At 73.2% G+C, this 19,593-nt stretch carries 19 protein-coding genes; 8 read left to right on the top strand and 11 right to left on the bottom strand.

From position 1 onward, the window contains the following. Positions 1 to 4: 4 nt before the first annotated feature. A complete protein-coding gene (locus ACZ3YL_RS39465) occupies positions 5 to 1,486 on the bottom strand; it encodes an MDR family MFS transporter (RefSeq protein ID WP_465662426.1) in 1,482 nt (493 codons plus the stop codon). Positions 1,487 to 1,595: 109 nt separating this feature from the next. Here ACZ3YL_RS39465 and ACZ3YL_RS39460 point away from each other — a divergent pair, with 109 nt between their 5' ends. Together ACZ3YL_RS39460 and ACZ3YL_RS39455 are read left to right on the top strand one after the other, a co-directional pair. Then, entirely contained in the window at positions 1,596 to 2,339 is a 744-nt protein-coding gene (locus ACZ3YL_RS39460; RefSeq protein ID WP_465662424.1) for a TetR family transcriptional regulator, read from the top strand. Then, positions 2,339 to 2,773 (top strand): PPOX class F420-dependent oxidoreductase, encoded by a 435-nt coding sequence (locus ACZ3YL_RS39455; RefSeq protein ID WP_188309026.1) that lies wholly within the window; start codon positions 2,339 to 2,341, stop codon positions 2,771 to 2,773. Before ACZ3YL_RS39460 ends, ACZ3YL_RS39455 begins: the two co-directional genes overlap by 1 nt. A 33-nt stretch (positions 2,774 to 2,806) precedes the next feature. Here the strand turns inward: ACZ3YL_RS39455 and ACZ3YL_RS39450 are convergent, their stop codons facing one another. Then, on the bottom strand, positions 2,807 to 3,751 hold the full coding sequence (locus tag ACZ3YL_RS39450) for a TIGR03619 family F420-dependent LLM class oxidoreductase (RefSeq protein ID WP_465662422.1): 945 nt from the start codon (positions 3,749 to 3,751) through the stop codon (positions 2,807 to 2,809). Positions 3,752 to 3,950: 199 nt separating this feature from the next. Between ACZ3YL_RS39450 and ACZ3YL_RS39445 the strand changes: the two genes are divergently transcribed. Continuing rightward, positions 3,951 to 4,802, top strand: a complete 852-nt coding sequence (locus tag ACZ3YL_RS39445) for an SAM-dependent methyltransferase (RefSeq protein ID WP_465662420.1) — start codon at positions 3,951 to 3,953, stop codon at positions 4,800 to 4,802. 3 nt (positions 4,803 to 4,805) lie between these two features. Further along, positions 4,806 to 5,360: a hypothetical protein gene (locus ACZ3YL_RS39440; protein WP_188309029.1), complete on the top strand. Its 555-nt coding sequence runs from the start codon at positions 4,806 to 4,808 to the stop codon at positions 5,358 to 5,360. A gap of 83 nt (positions 5,361 to 5,443) precedes the next feature. Here the strand turns inward: ACZ3YL_RS39440 and ACZ3YL_RS39435 are convergent, their stop codons facing one another. The 4 genes from ACZ3YL_RS39435 to ACZ3YL_RS39420 all read right to left on the bottom strand — a co-directional run bounded on the left by ACZ3YL_RS39435 (position 5,444) and on the right by ACZ3YL_RS39420 (position 9,288). Further along, positions 5,444 to 6,388 (bottom strand): aromatase/cyclase, encoded by a 945-nt coding sequence (locus ACZ3YL_RS39435; protein ID WP_317621429.1) that lies wholly within the window; start codon positions 6,386 to 6,388, stop codon positions 5,444 to 5,446. Beyond that, on the bottom strand, positions 6,385 to 6,642 hold the full coding sequence (locus tag ACZ3YL_RS39430) for an acyl carrier protein (protein WP_188309030.1): 258 nt from the start codon (positions 6,640 to 6,642) through the stop codon (positions 6,385 to 6,387). The genes ACZ3YL_RS39435 and ACZ3YL_RS39430 overlap by 4 nt, the downstream gene beginning before the upstream one ends. A 133-nt stretch (positions 6,643 to 6,775) precedes the next feature. Continuing rightward, complete coding sequence (locus ACZ3YL_RS39425) at positions 6,776 to 8,023, bottom strand: ketosynthase chain-length factor (protein WP_188309031.1); 1,248 nt, start codon at positions 8,021 to 8,023, stop codon at positions 6,776 to 6,778. Further along, positions 8,020 to 9,288 carry a beta-ketoacyl-[acyl-carrier-protein] synthase family protein gene (locus tag ACZ3YL_RS39420; protein WP_465662417.1) on the bottom strand — a complete coding sequence of 423 codons (1,269 nt, stop codon included), beginning with the start codon at positions 9,286 to 9,288 and terminating at the stop codon, positions 8,020 to 8,022. Before ACZ3YL_RS39420 ends, ACZ3YL_RS39425 begins: the two co-directional genes overlap by 4 nt. Before the next feature lie 381 nt (positions 9,289 to 9,669). On the opposite strand from ACZ3YL_RS39420, the gene ACZ3YL_RS39415 reads away from it, so the two are divergent. The 3 genes from ACZ3YL_RS39415 (at position 9,670) to ACZ3YL_RS39405 (ending at position 13,128) form a co-directional block, all read left to right on the top strand. After that, complete coding sequence (locus tag ACZ3YL_RS39415) at positions 9,670 to 11,040, top strand: condensation domain-containing protein (protein WP_188309033.1); 1,371 nt, start codon at positions 9,670 to 9,672, stop codon at positions 11,038 to 11,040. 145 nt (positions 11,041 to 11,185) lie between these two features. Beyond that, a complete protein-coding gene (locus ACZ3YL_RS39410) occupies positions 11,186 to 12,154 on the top strand; it encodes an NAD-dependent epimerase/dehydratase family protein (protein ID WP_465662414.1) in 969 nt (322 codons plus the stop codon). 164 nt (positions 12,155 to 12,318) lie between these two features. Next, positions 12,319 to 13,128: an AAC(3) family N-acetyltransferase gene (locus ACZ3YL_RS39405; protein ID WP_465662412.1), complete on the top strand. Its 810-nt coding sequence runs from the start codon at positions 12,319 to 12,321 to the stop codon at positions 13,126 to 13,128. A gap of 86 nt (positions 13,129 to 13,214) precedes the next feature. Here the strand turns inward: ACZ3YL_RS39405 and ACZ3YL_RS39400 are convergent, their stop codons facing one another. From ACZ3YL_RS39400 to ACZ3YL_RS39385, 4 genes are all read right to left on the bottom strand, one after another. Next, complete coding sequence (locus ACZ3YL_RS39400) at positions 13,215 to 14,753, bottom strand: M1 family metallopeptidase (protein ID WP_188309036.1); 1,539 nt, start codon at positions 14,751 to 14,753, stop codon at positions 13,215 to 13,217. A gap of 182 nt (positions 14,754 to 14,935) precedes the next feature. Then, positions 14,936 to 15,808 (bottom strand): sulfurtransferase, encoded by an 873-nt coding sequence (locus tag ACZ3YL_RS39395; RefSeq protein WP_465662410.1) that lies wholly within the window; start codon positions 15,806 to 15,808, stop codon positions 14,936 to 14,938. A gap of 210 nt (positions 15,809 to 16,018) precedes the next feature. Continuing rightward, the gene (locus ACZ3YL_RS39390; RefSeq protein WP_465662408.1) at positions 16,019 to 16,345 is read right to left on the bottom strand and encodes a hypothetical protein; all 327 of its coding nucleotides are present in this window, start codon (positions 16,343 to 16,345) and stop codon (positions 16,019 to 16,021) included. Between the two features lie 189 nt (positions 16,346 to 16,534). After that, positions 16,535 to 17,392, bottom strand: coding sequence for a polysaccharide deacetylase family protein (locus tag ACZ3YL_RS39385; RefSeq protein ID WP_465662406.1), 858 nt, complete (start codon positions 17,390 to 17,392; stop codon positions 16,535 to 16,537). Positions 17,393 to 17,630: 238 nt separating this feature from the next. On the opposite strand from ACZ3YL_RS39385, the gene ACZ3YL_RS39380 reads away from it, so the two are divergent. Continuing rightward, positions 17,631 to 18,488, top strand: coding sequence for an SAM-dependent methyltransferase (locus ACZ3YL_RS39380; RefSeq protein WP_465662404.1), 858 nt, complete (start codon positions 17,631 to 17,633; stop codon positions 18,486 to 18,488). 31 nt (positions 18,489 to 18,519) lie between these two features. On the opposite strand, the gene ACZ3YL_RS39375 is transcribed toward ACZ3YL_RS39380, so the two are convergent. Continuing rightward, on the bottom strand, positions 18,520 to 19,389 hold the full coding sequence (locus tag ACZ3YL_RS39375; RefSeq protein ID WP_188309041.1) for an Fpg/Nei family DNA glycosylase: 870 nt from the start codon (positions 19,387 to 19,389) through the stop codon (positions 18,520 to 18,522). Positions 19,390 to 19,593 lie beyond the last annotated feature (204 nt).

Genomic DNA, 19,593 nt, shown 5'->3' with positions numbered 1-19,593 from the left:
GGTCTCAGGCCAGCTCGCCCTCGTCCACGAGTTGCGGGGACGAGGGTTCGCCGGGCGGCTGGTCCTGCTGGTGGCGGCGTTCGACGGCCGCCATCAGCAGGGTCGGCAGCACGGCCAGCACCGCGGCGCCGAAGACCCACCAGAAGGTGTCGCCGAAGGCGGCGGCCTGGGCGGCGGGCTCGGTCTCGCCGGCGAGGTGCTGCTGGAGCACCACCACGAAGACCGCGGTGCCGACCGAGCCGCCGATCCGCTGCATGACGTTGAGCTGCGGGGTGGCGTCGTTGATCTTGTCCGGGTCGATGGCGCGGAAGGCCGCGGTCATGGCGGGCATCACGGACAGTCCGATGCCGAGGCCGCGGACCACCATCGCCACGCCGAGCACCCAGTACGAGGTGCCGTCGGAGATCAGCACGAAGGGCAGGGTGGCGACCACGCTGACCGCCGCGCCGATCACACAGGTGACGCTGCCGATCTTCTCGAACAGCCGGCTGGACATGCCCATCGCGACCGCCGCACCGAGGCCCTGCGGGGCGAGCAGCAGGCCGGTGTGCGAGGCGTCCTCGTGCCTGACCACCTGGTAGAAGAGCGGCATCAGGATCATGCCGCCGTAGGTGGCGGCGCCGAACACGAAGGTGACGAAGGACGCCGAGCTGAACAGCCGGCTGCGGTAGAGCCGCATGTCCAGCAGCGGGTGCGGCACCCGCAGTGAGCGCAGCACGAACCCGCCGGTGAGCACCAGGCCGGCCAGCAGCGGGATCAGGACCTTGGCCGAGGTCAGGCCCGCGCTGCCGGCTTCGGACAGGCCGTAGGTGATGCCGACCATGCCGAGGCCGACCAGCAGGAGTCCGGGCAGGTCGAGCGGTCCGGCCTCCTCGCCGACCGGGTCCGGGGGGAGCAGCCGGGCGGCCAGGAAGAGGCCGATCGCTCCGAGCGGCGCGTTGATCAGGAAGATCCACTGCCAGCCCGCGTGGTCGACCAGCAGGCCGCCGATGGTGGGCCCGACGACCGGGGTCAGCACCATCGGGATGCCGACCGCGCCCATGACCCGGGCCAGGCCGGCCTGGCCGGCGGTGCGCACCAGGATCATCTGCCCGGCGGGGATCATCATGCCGCCGCCGATGCCCTGGACGGCGCGGGCGGCGATCAGCGCGCCCACGTTGTCGACCAGGCCGCAGGCGACCGAGGCCAGGGTGAAGAGCAGCAGTGAGGCGATGTACAGGCGCCGGGCGCCGACCCGGCGGGCGGCCCAGCCGGTCACCGGCAGGACGGCGGCCTGGGCCAGCAGGTAGGCGGTGACCACCCACTGGACGGCGTCGAGGGTGGCGTCCAGCTCGGTGGTGAGGGTCTTGAGGGCGACGTTGACGATCGTGGCGTCGAGGAAGGCCAGGACGGCGCCGACCAGCACGACGACGACTACCCGCCGGGTCTCCGGCGTCAGTCCCGGATTCTCCACCACGGGCGCTGAGGCGTTCTTGGATGCTTTCACAGCAGCAGTCTCAGCCAGTGGTTCGGTTCTGTCAACCAACTGGATGACTATCTCGCCTACCCAGATGATGCAGTCACACGTAGGGGTGATGCCGGTGTAGACTGCCGCCATGAGCGAGTCATCGACCGAGGTGGAGAGCAAGCGGCGGCATCCCCGACGGTCCCCCACCCCCGAGGAGCGGCAGCGGGACGCCGACCGCTCCCGACAGGCCCTGTTGAGCGCCGCACTCGACGAGTTCGCCACGAAGGGCTTCGCCGGCGCCCGCGTCCAGGACATCGCGACCAACGCGGGCGTCAACAAGCAGCTGATCAACTACTACTTCGGGGGGAAGGAGGGGCTCTACCGCGAGCTGCAGCGCAGCTGGACGGAGAGCGAGGCCGTCTTCGCCGATCCCGACCTGCCACTGGAGGAGGTCGCCGCCCGCTACCTCCGGGCGGGGCTCGCCGACCCGAGGCCGGCCCGGCTGATGGTCTGGCGCGGCCTGACCGGCGACGGATCGGCCGCCGACGAGGTCCACGAGGACGCCACCCTCGCCCAGGACCTCGCCAACCTGCGCCGGGCCCAGGCCCGCGGGGAGATCGCCGCCGACCTCGACCCGGGGTTCGTCCGGCTCGCCGTGATGGGCATGATCCTCGCCCCCGTGATGCTCCCGCAGACCGCCCGGGAGGTCGCCGGCCTGGCCCCGGACGACCCGGAGTTCGAGCGCTACTACGGCGAGCAGCTGCGCCGGCTGATCCGCCACCTCGGCGACCCGGCTCAGGCCGAGGGCGACACCGGCACCAGCGCCGGCGCCAGCACCAGCACCAGCACCGAGACCGCCACGCCCCCCGAACCCGACGATCGGACGCCGTGATGACGACCAATCCGTTCAGCGAGACCGAACTGCGCTACCTGGCCTCCCAGAGCCACGGCCGGCTGGCCACCGTCGGCCCCGCCGGCGAGCCGCAGAACCGGCCGGTCGGCTTCTCGGTCGACCCCGCCACCGGCGCCATCGACATCGGCGGCCCCAAGCTCGCCGCCAGTCGCAAGTTCCGCAACGTGGCGGCCAACCCGCTGGTCTCCCTCGTCGTGGACGACTACGCGCCCGAGGGCAGCACCCGCTCGCCCTTCCGCGGCCGGGGCATCGAGATCCGCGGCCGCGCCGAGGCCCGCTACGACGAGACGCCGGCGAACCCGTACTTCAGCGGCGAGCTGATCCGCATCCACCCCGCCCGGGTGATCACCTGGAACCTCGACCCGGACGCCCCGGGGGTCGAGGCCCGCGACGTACCGCCGGCCCCCCGGTAGCGGATACCGGGGGGCCGCCGAGGCGTCAGGACCTCACCAGGCCTCGCGGGACAGCTCCGCGAACCGCGCCAGCCGGGTGATCTCCGCCTGGACGCCGCCCGCGCCACGGCGGTTGGACAGCGTGACGTGGCTGGCCCCGGCCTCCCGCCAGTCGGCCAGGCGCGGGGCCCACTCCTGCTCGGGGACGAGCTGGAGCGGGATCCGCGCCTCGATCCCGAAGGCGTCCGCGTCCCGGCCGTAGCCGGCGACCAGCTCGCGCAGCCGCCGCACGACCTTCATCCCGGCGCCGGTGTCCCGCATCAGCGGGCCGAACATCCGGAACCCGTCCGCCAGTCGGGCCATCCGGTCCAGCACGGCCGGCTGCGGCACCCCGCCGTCGGCGAAGGAGCCACCACCCATCCACACCGGCAGCGGCCGCCGCGGCCGGGGGTTGAGCGCGACCTCGCTCAACCGCACGTACTGGCCGGGGTAGTTGACGAACGGCTCCTCCCAGAGCTGGCGCATCGCCTCGATCTGCTCCTCGATCAGCCGGCCGCGGACGGCCGGGTCCACGCCCAACGCCCGCACCTCGTCCCGGTTCCAGCCCACGCTCACGGACAGCCGCAGCCGCCCGCCGCTCAGCAGGTCGACCTCGGCCGCCTGCTTGGCGGCGAGCGCGACCGGCCGCTGCGGGAGCAGCACCGAGGCGGTCAGTTCCACCCGGGAGGTGATCGCCGCCAGGTAGGCGGCCTGGACGAAGGACTCGTGCCACGGCGCGCACGGCGAGATCTCCGAGGGCCAGTCGTCCGTCCGGGCCGAGACCACGTGCTCGCCGAAGCCGAGGTGGTCGTACCCGAGGTCCTCGAACGCCTGGACGTAGTCCCGGAGTTCGACCGGATCGTCGAAGTAGGGCAGGTCCCCGCCGACCCGCAACCGCCGCTCCGCCCCCGGACTGCGGACGACGGCCGACCGCACCTTCTGCTGCTGGACACCGGTCACCGACAACGACCTCCTTCTGCGGAGCCTGGTCACGACGTGCGCGGCCAAGCTTCCCGTGGAATCACTTGATGAACACTCAAATCCTGCTGGAGTCACGGTACTTCGCTCGAACCGCCGGGAGTAATCCAGCGGAAGTCGAGCGGCAGCTGGGACAAACGGGCCAGCGGCACCGCGCCGCGTGTGAGAGAGGAACCACAGGATGAGCCAGCTCGATCCGACCCCGGCGGACACCGGCCGGCCCCGGCTGCCGCGGAGCGTGGGCCTGACCGCCCTCGGTGTGGCGGTGGCCCGCGCACAGGAGAGCCTCCGCCGCGACCGGCTCTTCGACGACCCCTACGCCCGGGCCTTCGTGGACGCCGTCGGCGCCGAGGCGGTCAGCAGCATGCGCACCTTCGGCAGCTACATCGCCCTGCGCACCGCGCTGTTCGACGACTACCTGCTGGCCGCCGCCCGGGCCGGCCTCGGCCAGGTGGTGCTGCTCGCGGCCGGCCTGGACACCCGGGCGCTGCGGCTGGACTGGCCCGCCGGGACCACCGTGTTCGAACTCGACCTCCCCGAGGTGCTGGAGTTCAAGGAGGCGGTGCTCGGCCGGGCCGCCGCGCCGGCCGGCAGCACCCGCACCGTCGTCCCGGCCGACCTGCGCGAGGACTGGGCGCCCGCCCTCACCGCCGCCGGGTTCCGCCCCGAGGCCCCGACCGCCTGGCTCGCCGAGGGCCTGCTGCCCTATCTGACCTCCGCCGACAACGACCTGCTGGTCGAGCGGGTCGGCGCGCTCTCCGCGCCCACCAGCCGGCTGGCCGTCGAACACGTCAACCCCACCACCACCTACAAGGGCGACGTCAGCGGCTTCCGGAAGATGCAGTCCTCGATCGGCGCCCAGTGGCGCTCCACCCAGCCCGACCCGCCCGGCTGGCTGGCCGGCCACGGCTGGCGCGCCCTGGACGCGCCGACCATGGACGAGCTGCACCTGCGCTACGGCCGGGGCGCCGAGCTCAGCGAGCGCACCGGCACGGGCGCCGGCGGGCTGGTCATATCCGAGCGGGGGGCCTGAGCCATGACGGCCACCCTGACGGCCCCGGTGACGCTCTCGCTGACCTGCCAGGTCTCCACCGAACCGGCCGAGGACACCCACACCATCCCGTACACCCTCGGCTTCGACGTCACCGCCCCGGCGGCGGTCCCGGCCGGCGCACCCTTCGAGGTCACCGTCCGGCCCCACCCCCTGCTGTTCAGCCCCAAGTTCAGCAGCCGGGTGTGGGACCTGCGGATCGCCTTCCGCCCGCCGGCCGGCGCCCTGACCGCCCGGCACCGGCTGCTCGCCGACGCCGGGACGGTACCGGCCGAGGCCCGCGCCGACGGCGACGACGGCGGCCTGCTGACGCTGTGCGCCCCCGGACCGGTCGTCCCGGGCGAGTGGTTCACCCTCCCCGGAGTGGCCTGGACGGCCACCGCCGGCCCCGGCGGCGCGGTCGAGTTCGCCCTCGGCGGCACCGGCTTCGACGCCCCCGGCTGGAGCTACCGCTGGGAGCAGGCCGCCAAGGGCATGAGCGGCGTCGTCACCGGGCACCCCGACCGCTCGGCCGTCCTCGCCCGGGTCCTGATCGGCTGACCAGCGGCCCGACCGGGCACAGCGCAACGGGAGGGCGGTCAGCCGCCCTCCCGTTCCGTGTCGCCAGGCCCGTCCACCGCGGCTCAGGAGCGCGCCACCCGCCGCGTCGCGTACGACAGCGTGGTGAGGCTGTTGCGCCCGAGCGCCTCCCGGACGTACTCCCGGGCGTCGGCCACCGTGCGGCCGGCCCCGAGGACCGGCTCCACCGCGCCGGGGTTCACCGCCACCGTGTGCCGCGCGGTGGCCACCGGCCCGTCCGGCCCGGTGCCGAAGGTCCACAGCCCGCTGTGGCCGAACAGCAGCTGCGGGGGCAGGAGTTGCTTGTAGGCGATCCACTCCGGCTCCCGGCACACCCGCACCGAGCGGGTGGTGTGCGCCGAGCCGTCCGCGGTCACCGTGTCCATCTCCAACTCCTGGACGCCCGGTGCCGGTTCGGCCAGCACCACGCGCGCCACGTGCGGCAGCCGCTCCGCCCACAGGTCAGCCCGGTCCACGAAGCGGTAGGCCGCCTCCGGCCCGCCGTCGAGCGGCAGGGTGTCCACGAAGGAGAACACCAGGTCCCGCAGCGGGTGCCCGGTCTCGGTGATCCGGGCCAGCGCCGCCAGTTCCTCGGGGCTGTTGCGGTCCAGCGCCTCGGTGATCCAGTCGATCGTCGCGGCGTCGTCGTCGACGGCGGTGAAGTGGTGCCGCAGCACCACCTCGGTACGGCCGTCGCCGAGGTCGCGGAACAGCCACTCGCCGCCCATCGAAGCGATCGGCGCCCGGCTGCGCTCCTGCTCGAAGCTGATCGAGCGGCGCTCCGGGTCGAGCGCGCGCCGCGAAACCCAGCTGCTCACCGCGCCGTTGACCAGCGCCCACAGCTCGAACCGCTCGAAGCCGGGGCCGCGCTCCAGGTGGTGCACATGGACGCTCGGCCCGAAGACGGCGGGCCACAGCGTGACGTCCGCGGCCAGGTCGTAGAGCGTCTCGGGCGCCGCCCGGACGACCCGGGTGTGTTCGGTGCGCAGCAGCCGCCGCTCGCCGCTCACCGGACGGCCGCCGGGGCCGCGTGCGCCAGCGCGATCAGGTCCCGCGGGGTGCCGACGTCACCGATCCGGTCCTCCGGCAGCTCGATGCCGTACTCGCGCTCGATCCGGGCCGCGCTCTCCATCAGCGCGAGCGAGTCGTAGCCGAGGTCCGAGAAGGAGGTGTCGAGGATGTCCCCGCTCAGGTCGATGCCGTCCTGCGCGCCCGCGCAGGCGACCAGGATCCGGCGGATGTCGTCGATGTCCAGCTCTGCCATGGTGGTCTCCTCTGTCGTCTTCCGTCTTCGTCAAGCAGTCGCGCGGTCGGGCGGTCGCGCCGCCATCCAGTCATCCAGCCATGTGGTCGTACGGTCATGCGGTCGTACGGTCGTACGTCGTGCGGCGGTCCGCTCAGGCCGCCGCGGCGGTCGCCACCACCGCCGAGTTGAAGCCCCAGCGCCCGCGCGCCAGGACCAGCGCGGCCCGCACCTCCCCGGAGCGCGGCCCGCCGGTGACCAGGTCGAGGCCGTACTCCTCGGGCACCCGGCCGGTGTTGGCGGTCCCCGGGATCACCCGGTCGCGAATCGACAGCAGGGCGGTGACCAGGTCGGCCGGCCCGCCGCCGGCGGCCATCCGCCCGGTGAGCGCCTTGGGTGCCGTCACCGGCACGCCGCGCGGGCCGAACAGTCCGCTGATCGCCTCCGCCTCGGCCCGGTCCAGTTCCGGCACCCCGGCCGCGTCCGCGAACACCACGTCGATGTCGGCGGGCGTCAGTCCGGCGTCGGCCAGGGCGAGTTCGGCGGCCCGGCGCAGTCCCGGCGGGCGGCCGGTGCCGGGCCGGGGGTCGAAGGTGGAGGCGTAGCCGGCGATCTGCCCGTAGACCTGCCGCGCGCCGCGCCGCCGGGCGGACTCGGCGTCCTCGACCACCAGCAGCGCACCACCCTCACCGGGCACGTGCCCGCTCGCGGCGGCGTCGAAGGGCAGGTAGGCGGCGTCCGGGTCCTCCGCCGTGGTGACCCGGCCGGTGGCGAACTGGGAGAGCCAGCCCCACGGGTCGAAGGCGGAGTCCACGCCCCCGCTGAGCACCAGCGGGGTGCCCCGGCGCACCGTGCGGCGGGCGTGGCCGACGGCGTCCAGTCCGCCCGCCTGCTCGGCGACCAGGGCGGCGCTCGGGCCGCGCATCGCGTGCCGGATCGAGATCTGCCCGGTGTTGACCGCGTAGAACCAGGCGAAGGACTCGTAGACGCTGACGAACTGCGGCCCCTGGTGCCAGAGTTTGCGGAACTCCCGGTGGGTGAACTCGAACCCGCCCTGCCCGGTGGACGTCACCACGCCCATGTCGTAGTCGGCCAGGCTGCCCGGCGCGATCCCGGCGTCGGCCAGCGCCCAGTCGGCGGCCACCAGCGCGTACCGGGTCGACACGTCGGTCTGCGGCAGCAGTCGGCTGGGCAGGTGCTCCTCGGCCGCGAAGTCCAGGATCTGCCCGGCCAGCCGGGCCGGGTAGCCGGAGACGTCGAACCGGGCCAGCTCGCCGATGCCGCTGCGGCCGGTCAGCACGGACTTCCAGTACTCCTCCGTGCCCAGGCCGTTGGGCGCCACCACCGACATCCCGGTGACCACCGCCGGGGCGCATGCGCCCACCTCGCTGCGCTCGCTCATGCGCCCACCCGCTCGGGCCGGTGCAGCACCATCGCGCTCTGGAAGCCGCCGAAGCCGCTGCCCACCGACAGCACCGCGTCCACCCGCTGGGACCGGGCCGTCAGCGGCACGTAGTCCAGGTCGCACTCGGGGTCGGGGGTGTGCAGGTTGGCGGTCGGCGGGACGACGTTGTGCTCGATGGCCAGGGCGCTGGCCGCGATCTCGATGGAGCCGATCGCACCCAGCGAGTGGCCGATCATCGACTTGATCGAGCTGACCGGCACCCCGTAGGCGTGGGCGCCGAGGCTGCGCTTGATCGCGGCGGTCTCGTGGCGGTCGTTCTGCTTGGTGCCGGAGCCGTGGGCGTTGACGTAGTCGACGGCGGTCGGGTCCAGCCGGCTCTCGTCCAGGGCCGCCCGGACGGCCTCGGCCATCTCCCGGCCGTCCGTCTTGAGGCCGGTCATGTGGTAGGCGTTGCAGCGGGTCGCGAAGCCCCCGATCTCGGCGTAGACGTGGGCGCCGCGTCGGCGGGCGGCCTCGTACTCCTCCAGGACGAACATCGCGGCCCCCTCGGCGAGCACGAAGCCGTTGCGCGAGCCGTCGAACGGCCGGGAGGCGTGCGCGGGGTCGTCGTTGCGGGGGGTGGTGGCCTTGATCGCGTCGAAGCTGGCGACCACGATCGGGGAGATCGGGGTGTCGGCCGCCCCCGCGACGACGGTGTCCACGGTGCCCTCGCGGATCAGCTGGACGCCGTAGCCGACGGCGTCCAGGCCCGAGGTGCAGCCGTCGGAGGTCATCACCACCGGGCCCTCCGCCCCGGCCACCCAGGCGACCTCGGCGGGCATCACGCCGGGGCTGAGGTAGTCCGCCATGTGCGGGGACAGGTAGCCCGGGTCCATCCTCCAGTCCCGGCCCCGGTCGGACAGCACCAGGTACTCGGCCTCCAGGCTGGTCGCGGAGGCGACGGCGCTGCCCAGGCTGACGCCGATCCGGTGCGGGTCGAGCGCGTCGGTCTCCAGGCCGCTGTCGGCCAGCGCGTCCCGGGTGCAGGCGACCGCGAACTGGCTGGCCCGGTCCATCCGCCGAATCTCCCGGAGGCTGAACCCCTCGGCCTCGGCGTCGAAGTCCACCTCTCCGGCGATCTGCGAGCGGAACGGCGAGGCGTCGAAGAACGAGATGGTCCGGGTGGCGGTGCGCCCCTCCGTCAGCAGGTTCCAGAACGCCTTGGTGCCGGGGCCGCCGGGGGCGCGCACCCCGATTCCGGTGATCACTACACGCCGGGTCATCGCCGGCCTCCGTCCGTACGTCGCGTCACAGTCCGTTCCTTTCGCCTGCGTCCGGTGAGTTCGGTCAGTCCGCTGGGTCCGCTGGGTCCGGCGAGTCCGGTTGATCCGGTGAGTCCGGTAGGGACGTCAGGCCACCGGGCCGTTCCCCGAAGGCCATCAGCAGGCTGGGGCGGCGGGCTTGAGCCCGACTCGACTGCGGATAGGAGCGCGAACGAGCCGCACCCCGAAGGCCCCGCCGAACCAGGCGGCGGAACGGGTACGGGAACCGGTCGGCGCTCTCGACGCCCCGGCGGTGGTGCGCCACACTCTCCCCAGCAGCACCCGCGCTCCCAACGCACCGGCACCGACGCACCGACCCACCGCACATCGGAGAGCCACACGGTGACCACACGCCAACTGCTGGAGATCGCGTTCTCGTCCGGCCGGTCCGGAGCCGGACCGGCCACGTGGGGCCAACGGGCCATCTGGGACGCCGTCCGCCGGCTGCCCCCGGCCGACGCGCCGCGCTACAACATCGCCACCGCCGCCCCGCTGGAGCCCGGCCTGCCCCTGCCCGTCCTGCTCGACGCGCTGGAACGGCTGCTGCACCTGCACGACTCGCTGCACACCCGGCTGCGCCCGGCACCGGACGGAGGACTGGACCAAGTCGTCGACCCGGCCGGGGTGTTGACCGTCGCGGTGGAGCCACTGGCGGACGGCGCCGACCCGGCCGAGGCCGGCGCCCGACTGCACCGGGAGCTGGCGGAACGCCCCTTCGACACGGCTGCCCACTGGCCGCTCCGGGTCGGCGTGGTGACGGCCGACGGCCTGGCCCGGCACCTCAGCCTGGTGCTCTCGCACACCGCCGTCGACGGCTCGGGGATGAGCCGGCTGATCGCCGACCTGACCGCACTCAGCCTCGGCACCTCCCCCGCCGAACTCGCCGGACTCCGCACACCCGCCCAACAGCCCCTGGAGGAAGCCGGGTTCCAGACCTCCGAACGCGGCCGGCGCCGCGACGAGGCGGCCCGCAAGCAGGTCCTGCGCAAGCTCCGGCTCGGCCCGCCACGCCTGTTCCCCCAGCCCGGGGCGGCCGAGGACACCCCCGCCCGCTTCCCCAACGCCGTGCTGCGCTCCCCGGCCCTCCCCCACGCGGTCGAACGGGTCGCCGCCGCCCACCGGGTGAGCACCTCCTCGGTCCTGCTGGCGGCCACCGCCGCGATGACCGCCCGGCTCGCCGGCCGCACCGAGGCGGTGCTCGGTGTCGTGGTCAACAACCGCTTCCTGCCCGAACTGGCCAACGCGGTGAGCGTGGTCGCGGGCGACGGCCTGTTCCACCTCCCGGACGCCACCGCCGAGTTCGGCGAGGTCGTGCGCCGCACCCACGCCGCCGCGATCGGCACCTACCGGCACGCCTACTTCGACAAGCTCGCCCTGGCCGCCGAGACCGAGCGGCTCACCGCCGAGGGCGTGCCGCTCGCCGACCGCTCCTGCGTCTTCAACGACACCCGCGACCTGCTCCCGGCCACCCCCGACCCGGGCGACGGAGGCACCACCCTCAGCTGGCCGGTGGAGTTCGAGCCCCGCCCCGGCCTGACCTACGCCCTGGACGCCCTGCAGTCCCCGGAGGCGCTGAGCCTGGCCATGACCGCCGACCCGGCCGTCCTCCCGCGCCCCGCGATGGAGCGCTTCCTGTACGGCGTCGAGGAACTGATCCTCACCGAGGCCGCCACCACCGGCCCGCGGGTGCCGGCTCCCACCACCCCGGCCTGACCGCCGGCGAACCCCGCCCGGCCCGTACCGCCTCGGCCGCCCACCGATGGCCGCCCCCCGACGGGCGGCCGAGGACGGGCGGCCGAGGACAGCGCGCCGGCCGGCCGAACACATCGGGTTGACCTCAGGTCCTAGCCTGGATCCCATGCGGATCCTCGTACTCGGCGGTACCTCCTTCGTCGGCCGCGCGATCGCCGCCGACGCCCTGCGCAGCGGCGCCGAGGTCACCCTCTTCAACCGCGGCAGGACCAACCCCGGCCTCTTCCCCGAGGCCCGCCACCTCCTCGGCGACCGCGACACCGGCGACCACACCGCCCTGCGCGAGGGCCACTGGGACGCCGTGGTGGACGTCACCGGCTACCGCCCCCACCAGGTCGGCCAGGCCATGACCGCCCTCGGCGACCGGGTCGGCCGCTACCTCTTCGTCTCCAGCCACGCCGTCTACCGCCGGGGCGGACTCGCCCCCGGCTCGGACGAGTCCGCCCCGCTCCGCGAGCCGCTGCGCGAGGCCGAGCAGCTGACCGAGGAGACGTACGGCCGGCTCAAGGTCGCCTGCGAGCAGGACGTCACCGCCCGCTACGGCGACCGGGCGACGATCGTGCGCCCCGGCAAGGTGGCCGGGCCGTACGACGAGCAGCGCGGGCTGACCTACTGGGTGCGCCGGGCGGCCCGCGGCGGCCGGATCGCGCTGCCCGGGCGCCCCGAGCAGCCCGTGCAGGTGGTCGACTCGCGCGATCTGGCCCGGCTGGTGCTCCGGCTGCTCCAGGACGGCCGGCCGGGCGCCTTCCACGCCGTCGGCCCGGCCGAACCGACCACCCTCGGCGGGCTGATCACCACCTGCGCCGAGGTCGCCGGCACCGAGGTCGAGATCGTCCCCGTGCCGCCGGAGAGCGCCCCGCCGCCGTTCTTCCCGCTGGTCCGGGCCGAACCGCTCTGGCCGGGCCAGCAGCGTGACCCGGCCCGGGCCCGCGCGGCCGGGCTGCCCGCCACCCCGCTCGCGGTGACCGCCGCCGACGTGCTCGCCTGGGACCGCGGCCGCGGCGAGCCGCCGCTCGGCCACGGCTTCACCCCCGAGCAGGAGGCCCTGGTCCTCGCGGAGGCGGACACCCGATGACCACCGGCCCGGTGGTGGATTGACGCAGGGTCCCCCCTCCTGACCGATTGTCAGTGCCACCCGCTAGGGTCGGGCCCGAACAATCGCGCCACACCGGTACGAATCAGCATCAGCACGCCCAGTGCGCCCAGAAACGCCCAGCACTACCGCCACCAGGGGGGACCATGACCACTCCGGGCACCAGCCCGCTCACCACCGCCGACCTCGTGGACGGCTGGCGCCGGGTCGGCGTCCGCCCCGGCATGGCGCTGATCGTGCACTCCTCGCTGTCCAGCCTCGGCCGGGTCGAGGGCGGGGCCGAGGCCGTGGTGGCCAGTCTGCGCGAGGCCGTCGGGCCGGGCGGCACGGTGGCCGTGCCCGCCTTCACCGGCTCCACGGTCTGCGACCCGGCGCCGGACCACGCGGGCCTGCCCACCCCCGAGATCGCCGAACTCCGTTCCCGCGTCCCGCTGTTCCACCCTGACCTGCCGTCACCGATGGGCGCGGTGTCCGAGGCACTGCGCGCCCTGCCGGAGAGCCTGCGCAGCAGCCACCCGCAGGCCTCGGTCGCCGCCGTCGGCGCCCACGCCCGGGAGGTGACGGCCCGCCGCTCGCTGGGCTTCGCCGTCGGCCGGGAGTCGCCCTTCGGCGCGCTGCACGACCTCGGCGGGTACGTGCTGCTGGTCGGCGTGGGCCACAACCGCAACACCTTCCTGCACTACGCGGAGACCTTCGCGCCGAACCGCCGGCTGAAGCTCCGCCGCTTCCCGATGGCGATCCAGGGCGAGCGGGTCTGGATCGAGTCCTCCGACGTAGGCAACGACAACGACACTTACTTCCCGGTCGTGGGCCGGGAGTTCGAGGAGCTGGCGGGCATCCGCGAGGTGCTGGTCGGCAACGCGCCCTGCCGGCTGGTCCCGGTCCGCGAGCTCATACCCTTCGCCGTCCGCCGCCTGACCGAACTGCTGGCAGCGGACGGCTCCGGAGCGGCGTAGCCCGGCCGAGCCGCCGTTCGCGCTCCCGTTCCCGAACGCGAACGGCCGGCCGGGCCACGCCCGTCACCTCACCACCGGGCCGAACGTCAACGCCGCGTGTCGTGGACGGAGTCGGTCGCCTGGATCTTCTTCCAGGACTTCGGCTCCACCAGCGCCTGGACGTCACCCCGGTCCGCGTCGCTCCGCGCACCCGGCGCCAACGAGGCCGCCGCCGGGGTGCCCGGCGCCACCGGCCCGACGGCCGGCTTGGCGGCGGTGAACAGCCAGGTGGTGAAGAGGTCGCCGAGCTTCTGCCCGGACACCTTCTCCGCGTACGCCTGGAACTCCGGGATGGTCGCGTTGCCGTACTTGCGCTCGGTGGGCCAGCCCTTGAGGATCCGGAAGAACTTCTCGTCCCCGACGGTGTTGCGCAGCGCCTGGATGGCCACCGCGCCCCGGTCGTACACGGCGCTGGCGAACTGGTTGTCCGGCCCCGGGTCTCCCGGCTTGACGGTCCAGAAGGCGTCGTCGGCCGGGTGCGAGGCGTAGATGTAGTCGGCCAGCTCCTGCGCGGTGCCCTCGTTCTCGTGCTCGGACCAGAGCAGCTGGGCGTACCGGGCGAAGCCCTCGTTCAGCCAGATGTCGCTCCAGCGCGAGAGCGAGACGCTGTCGCCGTACCACTGGTGCGCCAGCTCGTGCACGACCACCGAGGTGTTGGTGCCCTTGGCGAACTGCTTGGGGCTGTAGAAGACCCGGGTCTGGGTCTCCAGGGCGTAGCCGGTCGGGACGTTGGGCACGTAGCCGCCGACCGAGCTGAACGGGTAGTCGCCGAAGTAGCCGCTCAGCCAGTCCACCACCTCGCCGGTGCGCTCGACGCTGGCCCGGGCCGCGTCCGCGTTCTCGCCGAGGTCCTTGCTGTACGCGTTGTAGACCGGCAGCCCGCTCGCGGTGGTATCGGTGGTGATGTCGAACTTGCCGACGGCGAGGGTGGCCAGGTAGGTCGCCTGGGGCTTGTTCTCGCGCCAGCTGTAGCGGGTCCAGCCGGCCTGCGAGCTGGTACCGGTCAGCACGCCGTTGCTGATCACCTGGTTGCCGTCCGGCACCTGCACCGAGACGTCGTAGGTGGCCTTGTTGCTCGGGTGGTCGTTGCTCGGGAACCACCACCAGGCCGCCTCGGGCTCGTCGGCCGCCACCGCGCCGTCCGGGGTGCGGTGCCAGGCCGTGAAGCCGTACTTCTTGACCGTCGACGGCACGCCCTTGTAGCGGACCACCACGGTGGCCTGGCTGCCCTTGGCCAGCGGCCGGGCCGGGGTGATCTGCAGCTCCTGCTCGCCGCTGGTGGCGAAGGCCGCGGGCCGCCCGTTGACCCGCACCTCGGAGACGTTCAGCGCGAAGTCCAGGTCGAACCGGGAGAGGTCCTGGGTCGCCGTGGCCAGGATGGTGGTGGTGCCCTCCAGCTCGTCGGTCGCGGGCTGGTACTTCAGCCGGATGTCGTAGTGCGAGACGCGGTAGCCGCCGTTGCCGTAGGTCGGGTAGTAGGGGTCGCCGATCCCGGCCGCGCCGGGTTGGAAGTCGGCTGCCGAGGCGGGGACGGCCAGGAACAGGCTCACAGCACTGGCGGCGGAGACGATCAGTCTCTTGCGCAACGTGGTCCTCCAGGATCACCGGAACGATCGGTCGGATCGATCCTTGTCCCGGTGGCCCGGTGCCCACTCCCCATTTGTGAGATGTTCATGAAAAGAAACGCGCCGAAATGACGGTGTGGCACCACCGTCACGCGCCCCACCCGTCCCGGCCGCCCCACCCGTTCAGCCGTCCCGACGGCCGCTCAGGCCCCGAGCACCACCGGTGCCCGCACCAACGACCCGTACTCCGTCCAGGAGCCGTCGTAGTTCTTCACGTGCGGGTAGCCCAGCAGCTCGGTGAGCGCGAACCAGGTGTGCGCGGACCGCTCGCCGATCCGGCAGTAGGCGATCACCTCGCGCTCCGCCCCGATCCCCTTGCCCCCGTACAGCTCCCGCAGCTCCTCCGCCGAGCGGAACGAGCCGTCGTCGTTGGCCGCCTGCGACCAGGGCACGTTGATCGCCCCGGGGATGTGCCCGGGCACCTGGGCCTGCTCCTGCGGCAGGTGGGGTGGCGCGATCAGCTCGCCCCGGAACTCCGCCGGGGAGCGGACGTCCACCAGCACCGCGTCCGCGCCGGGCTTGGCGAACACCTCCGCCTTGGCGAGCACCTCGTCCCGCAGCGCCCGCAGCTCGGGCCGCTCGGGGCCGGTCAGCCGGTAGCCGGTGTGCTGGTAGTCCATCACCTCGTGGGTCAGCTCCCGCCCCTCCAGCTCCCACTTCTTGCGCCCGCCGTCCAGCAGCTTCACCGGCCCGAAGCCGCGCAGCCGCAGCAGCCAGTAGGCGTAGGCGGCGAACCAGTTGTTGTTGCCGCCGTACAGCACCACCGTGGTGTCGTCCTCCACCCCGGCGGCGCGCAGCAGGTGCTGGACGGCCTCGCGGTCGGCGTAGTCGCGGCCGACCTGGCTGTGCAGGTCGGTGGTCCAGTTCCAGCCGACCGCGCCGGGGATGTGCTCCCGGTCGTAGGCGTCGGTGTCCTCGTCGACTTCGACGACCCTGATCGTCCCGTCGTCCAGGTGGCCGGCCAGCCACTCGGTGCGGACCAGCGCTTCGGGATGTGCGTAGCCGTTGCCGGTCATCCCAGGCCCTCCTTCGCTCTGCCCAGGCTGCGGTGCCCGACCACGGGCACGGGCAGACCACGAGGGCACGACGAGGCGCCGGCGACCGGGCCGGACAGTTCGACGCTACGCCGCCAGCCCGGCCCGGGCCACCCCGACCGACAGACGGCCCGGCGATCGGTGCACTACCGATCGCCGGGCCGTCCCGCGGGTGAGCCGATTCCGTCGGCCTCAGGAGAAGACGACCGAGCGCAGCTTCAGCCGGTCGCCGAGCCGCTTGCCGGGGTTCATCACGTAGTAGGTGTCACCGTGGCAGCCGAAGTCCAGGAAGACCGTCGCCGTGGACCTGGTGAAGTTCTCCGGCGCGAAGGCCGGGTGGTCCTCCGTCGCACCGAAAAGGTCGATGCACGTGCCGCTCTCCGGCCTGTCGAGCCCGGCCGGGACGCCAGGGCCGACCTTGTAGAAGAATTCGCCCTCGGCGGCGTTGGCCGACATCGGGACGGCGAGGACGAGGGCGGCGGCGCTGGCCACGGCGAGGACAGCATTGCGGAGACGCATGATCAAGGGCCTTTCAGGCGGTACCCGGGGTACCTGCGGAAACTGGTGCGGTATCACCCTAGAAGCCCAAAAACCGCAGAAACGGTTCTTCAAATCCACCCATTCGAGTGGTTTAAACAGCAAAGCCATTACCGGAACCATGGGCATATGCCGCAGATATTCGAGGCTGAAATTCCGCCTTTCATATCTTCAGTTCGGCGGCGCCGTGAACAAGTACCCCGAGTCGATCAGCACCGGCAGGTACGTCTTCAGCGCCGCCACCGTCTGCGAGCGGTCCCCGCCGCCGTCGTGGTTGAGCACGATCGAGCCGGGCCGGACCTCCTTGAGGACGGTGTCGATGATCGCCGAGGTCCCCGGCCGGGACCAGTCCCGGGGGTCGACCGTCCAGCTCATGTTCCGCAGCCCGAGGTCGGCGGCCACGCTGAGCGACACCGGCGAGAAGTCCCCACCGGGCGCCCGGAACCAGGTCGGCAACCGCCCGGTGGTCCGTTGCAACAGGTCACTGGTCCGCTCCAGCTCGTCCCGCACGGCGCTCTCGGACATGTGCCGCAGGTCCGGGTGGGTCCAGGTGTGGTTGGCGATGTGGTGCCCCCGGTCCGCGATCTCCCGCACCAGGGCCGGGTGTTCCACGGCGTTCTCGCCGATCAGGAAGAAGGTCGCCCGGATCCCGTGCTGCTGGAGCAGCGCGAGCACCTGGGGCGTGTACCGGGGGTCCGGCCCGTCGTCGATGGTGAGCGCCACCACCCGCTGCGCCGGGTCCAGCTCGTACACCGGCTTGCTCTCCGCGTCACTGAGCGCCTTGCGGACGGGCTGCACGCCCGACGTGCCGGCGGCGGAGGGCGGCACCGGGGAGGGCGTCGGGGAGGACGTGGCCGAGGACACCGGGGCCCCCGGTGTCTCCGTCGCCAGGACCTCCGTCCGCCCCTCCGGAGCTGCGGCGCCCCCGTCCCCTCCGCTCCAGGGGCCCTTGCAGGCGGAAGCGCCGCCGAGCAGAGACATCCCGGCCGCGACCAGCAGCAGCCTCCGCGAGGTGATCCGGGAGGCCATCGGGAACTTGATATGACGATCAGACAGCATTCTGGATGCTTGCCCCGCGGGTCACCACCGCTCCCCGAGGGCAACTCAGACGGCTCCGATCACCACTCCGACGGCCCACACCGGGGCCCCGCCACCCCGCCACCCCGGCCCGTCGACGGATCTTCCCCGACCGGACGCCCCGGTTCCCGCCGGGGCCGCTACGCTGTGCCTTCCCCAGTGTGATGATCTGCCATCAGAGGACGTGGCCATGACGACAAGTCAGGACTTCCCCCAGCCGGGCCCGCAGGACGACGACGCCGAGCTGAGCCAGTGGGAACGTTTCGGCGTCGACACCACCACTCCGCACTCCGCACGGGTCTACGACTACTGGCTGGGCGGCAAGACCAACTTCCCGCCGGACCGCGCCATGGGCCAGGCCATCGAGGAGGCTGTGCCCAGCGTCAAGGAGATGGCCAAGGCCAACCGCTCCTTCCAGGGCCGGGCCGTGCGCCACCTCGCCCGGGAACACGGCATCCGCCAGTTCCTCGACCTGGGCACCGGCATCCCCACCTCGCCGAACACCCACGAGATCGCCGAGGCCGTCAGCCCCGGCACCCGGGTGGTCTATGTCGACAACGACCCGATCGTGCTCGCCCACGCCCGCGCCCTGATGGTCTCCAGCCCGGCCAGCCGCACCACCTACATCCACGCCGACCTGCGCAAGCCCGAGGAACTCTTCGCCGACCCGGCGCTCACCTCCACGCTGGACCTCACTCAGCCCGTCGGCCTGCTGATGATCGCCGTACTGATGCTGATCGCCGACGAGGACGACCCGTGGGGCCGGGTCGCCGCGCTGCGCGACGCCCTGCCCGCCGGCAGCTGCATCGCCCTCACCACCCCCACCGCGGACTTCGCCCCGGAAGCGGTCGGCAAGGTCGCCGAAGCGGCCCGGGCCGGCGGAATGACCCTCGTCCCCCGCGGCTACGACGACGTACTCCGCTTCTTCGACGGCTGGGACCTGGTCGAACCGGGCCTCTCCCCAGTGCTCGCCTGGCGGCCCGACGGCGAGCCCCCCGCCGACCCGAAGGCCGCCTACTACTGGGGCGGCGTCGCCATCAAGCGCTGAACCCGGCACAACGCGGCTGTTGGAGCGAGCCTCACTTCAACAGCCGCGACAGCCGCCGGTCCGCCAGCGGCTTGCCCCCGGTCTGGCAGGTCGGGCAGTACTGCAGCGAGGAGTCCGCGAAGGACACCTCCCGCACCGTGTCCCCGCAGACCGGGCAGGGCTGACCGGTCCGCCCGTGCACCCGCAGCCCCAGCTTCTTCTCCGCCTTCAGCTCCCCCGCCGCCAGCCCGCGCGAGCGCTCCACCGCCTCCCGCAACGTGCCGCCGAGCGCCTCGTACAGCCGCGCCGTCTCCTCCTCCGTGAGGCTGGACGCCAGCTTGTACGGCGACATCCGGGCCGCGTGCAGCACCTCGTCCGAGTACGCGTTGCCCACCCCCGCCAACACGCTCTGGTCCCGCAGCACCCCCTTCAACCGACGCCGGTCGCCCCGCAACAAAGCGGCGAAGTCCCCCACCGTGAACCCCGGATCCAGCGGATCCGGCCCGAGCCTGGCCACCCCCGGCACCTCCGCCGGATCGCCCACCACATACACGGCGAGCCCCTTCTTCGTCCCCGCCTCGGTCAAGTCGAACCCGTCCCCGCCCTCCCCCGCCAGCCGCACCCGCAATGCCAACGGATTCCGCGGACTCGGACGCGGCGGCTCCGCGGGCAACCCGTCCTTCCACCGCAACCACCCCGCCCTGGCCAGGTGGACCACCAGGTGCAGCCCGCCCGCCTCGATGTCCAGGAACTTCCCGCGCCGCGTCACCGCCCCCACCGTCCGCCCCTCCAACGCACTCACCGGCGGGTCATACGTCTTCAGCGCACTGACCGCCACCGGCTGCACCCGAGCGATCTCCCGCCCGACCAACCGCTCGGCCAGGAACACACTCAACGCCTCCACCTCAGGCAGCTCCGGCATGCGCCCAGTCTCCCGCACCCCCACACCACCCGCCCGCCCGCAGCCCGCCCCCAGCGGGCGCGCAGGGCGAAAGCCCGCGCGCCCGCAACACCCACACCCCCAAGCCACCCCCACCCACCCCCGCACCCCTCCCCCCACCTCCCCCACCCACCCACCCCCTCCCCACCAGGCGAGAGGGACGCGCTGCGGAAGGGGGCGGCGCAG

It is taken from the genome of Kitasatospora sp. NPDC023176, assembly GCF_055560495.1.
Note: the sequence above shows the minus strand (reverse complement) of the source record. Positions and strands in the feature narration are given on the sequence as shown.

Bases quoted from the DNA above. Each gene is read 5' to 3' on its own strand.
- ACZ3YL_RS39460 (WP_465662424.1), top strand. From the start codon at position 1,596: ATGAGCGAGTCATCGACCGAGGTGGAGAGCAAGCGGCGGCATCCCCGA.
- ACZ3YL_RS39455 (WP_188309026.1), top strand. From the start codon at position 2,339: ATGACGACCAATCCGTTCAGCGAGACCGAACTGCGCTACCTGGCCTCC.
- ACZ3YL_RS39445 (WP_465662420.1), top strand. From the start codon at position 3,951: ATGAGCCAGCTCGATCCGACCCCGGCGGACACCGGCCGGCCCCGGCTG.
- ACZ3YL_RS39440 (WP_188309029.1), top strand. From the start codon at position 4,806: ATGACGGCCACCCTGACGGCCCCGGTGACGCTCTCGCTGACCTGCCAG.
- ACZ3YL_RS39430 (WP_188309030.1), bottom strand. From the start codon at position 6,642: ATGGCAGAGCTGGACATCGACGACATCCGCCGGATCCTGGTCGCCTGC.
- ACZ3YL_RS39425 (WP_188309031.1), bottom strand. From the start codon at position 8,023: ATGAGCGAGCGCAGCGAGGTGGGCGCATGCGCCCCGGCGGTGGTCACC.
- ACZ3YL_RS39420 (WP_465662417.1), bottom strand. From the start codon at position 9,288: ATGACCCGGCGTGTAGTGATCACCGGAATCGGGGTGCGCGCCCCCGGC.
- ACZ3YL_RS39410 (WP_465662414.1), top strand. From the start codon at position 11,186: ATGCGGATCCTCGTACTCGGCGGTACCTCCTTCGTCGGCCGCGCGATC.
- ACZ3YL_RS39405 (WP_465662412.1), top strand. From the start codon at position 12,319: ATGACCACTCCGGGCACCAGCCCGCTCACCACCGCCGACCTCGTGGAC.
- ACZ3YL_RS39395 (WP_465662410.1), bottom strand. From the start codon at position 15,808: ATGACCGGCAACGGCTACGCACATCCCGAAGCGCTGGTCCGCACCGAG.
- ACZ3YL_RS39390 (WP_465662408.1), bottom strand. From the start codon at position 16,345: ATGCGTCTCCGCAATGCTGTCCTCGCCGTGGCCAGCGCCGCCGCCCTC.
- ACZ3YL_RS39385 (WP_465662406.1), bottom strand. From the start codon at position 17,392: ATGGCCTCCCGGATCACCTCGCGGAGGCTGCTGCTGGTCGCGGCCGGG.
- ACZ3YL_RS39380 (WP_465662404.1), top strand. From the start codon at position 17,631: ATGACGACAAGTCAGGACTTCCCCCAGCCGGGCCCGCAGGACGACGAC.
- ACZ3YL_RS39375 (WP_188309041.1), bottom strand. From the start codon at position 19,389: ATGCCGGAGCTGCCTGAGGTGGAGGCGTTGAGTGTGTTCCTGGCCGAG.